The sequence below is a fragment of the Plesiomonas sp. genome, assembly GCF_051650925.1.
Lineage (GTDB): Bacteria > Pseudomonadota > Gammaproteobacteria > Enterobacterales > CAMTGL01 > Plesiomonas.
The window spans coordinates 1-1,429 of sequence record NZ_JBOFRH010000529.1 but is presented as its reverse complement, the minus strand read 5'-3'; the positions used below and the strand labels follow the sequence as shown (position 1 = coordinate 1,429).

The window sequence follows — 1,429 nt, the reverse complement described above, 5'->3', positions numbered from 1 at the left end:
TAACGTGGTAACCGCTACGCTCAGGGATCACGATGTCATGGCTAAATTGCTTCGGCGGCTGCTGCATATCACCGCTATGAACCGCAAACGGTGTTAATTCAAATGCATCGCGGGTCAATGGCGCATTCTGATCCCAGTTCGGTTTGGTGATGTAATAACGCCACTCGCGCGTCACGTGGTTGGCGGTAAAATTCCAGCGAATGGTCTGCTTACCGCTTTTAATCGGCGTTTTACTCCAGCGGGTGCTGGTTTGCGCATCCAGTTCGCTAAATTGCACCAAGCCCGCGCTCGCCAGTTTGCCATCTGCAGGGCCTGCTAACGGGAAACCATCTGGCCCTTCAATACTTTGTGGCTCCCACTGCACTGCGCCACAGTCACTGTTTAAGCCGGTTTTACAGGCATAGCCACGTGATTGCGGCGCTTCCACATAACCGTGGGCCCAAGCCGTCGAGCTAAACGCGGCAATTGTTAGCAATGCAATTTTAGTCAGTTTCATCATAGTTCCAGTTTAGAGATAAAAAACAGCGCAGAAGCGATGCTGCGCCAAAAAAGACCACCTCGGCGTGATACCGCTGCGGTCAAAAACGTTGATGCAATCCCTAAGAGGGCTTTATTAAATTTTTTATTTATATCCGCGATTATTTATATCCGCACCATGATACGGATATCAGTATTGATGCATATTAGTAATAAATTAGCGCTGTTACTCATCCTCCACCATGCAATACGCAAAGCAGATAAACTTAATTTTATATTGAGATTTAAATCAATCGTCTGCGCTTGATATACATCAGACAATTGAGTGCACTAACTGGTCGCTTTAATAATCAATTTAATTATTTTATTAAGTAAACAGAAAAATTCGACAATAAACCGTCAAACCAAAACGCAAATAACGACAATATATTGACCAACCGAACTCAGAAAACAGTCAGAAAATAGAGCATGCATTTAGCATGCAAATAGACTTCTCATTTTATTGGCATTTGAGCACAGGGGTAAATGGGCTGTCAATAAAGCTTAGATGACGTTTTCATTAATTCGTAATATTCACCAATCAAAATAGATTAAACACTCTAAATATACCGTATTCAGATTAGCCAGCCCGAAATTAATCGCACAAATCACGGTTTATTTCTCACCAAATTTGATTTTGCATACCTCTAATTAGGTACTATTGAGTTAAATGTTTGAGTGTCGATTGAAATTATGCCAACTCCAAATTCAATACGCGCACCTGCCCCGGCATCATTTCGGCACTGACATCCAAGAAACGCACTTGAATGCCAAACTCATCATGTAGCGTATTAAGCCATGCCAGCAAACTGTTAAAACTGAGCGGGTTGATGCTCAGTTGAATGCTATCGTCTTTATTCACTATTCGCGTTACCACTATCTGGTGCTGCTGCGCACTTTCACTGATCACCTG

At 42.9% G+C, this 1,429-nt stretch carries 2 protein-coding genes; both read right to left on the bottom strand.

Translation table 11 applies throughout. From position 1 onward, the window contains the following. A partial coding sequence (locus ACRC27_RS12635) for a lytic polysaccharide monooxygenase (protein ID WP_438640030.1) occupies window positions 1-496 on the bottom strand: 496 nt, incomplete at its 3' end. Between the two features lie 711 nt (window positions 497-1,207). Further along, a partial coding sequence (gspM, locus tag ACRC27_RS12630) for a type II secretion system protein GspM (protein ID WP_438640029.1) occupies window positions 1,208-1,429 on the bottom strand: 222 nt, incomplete at its 5' end.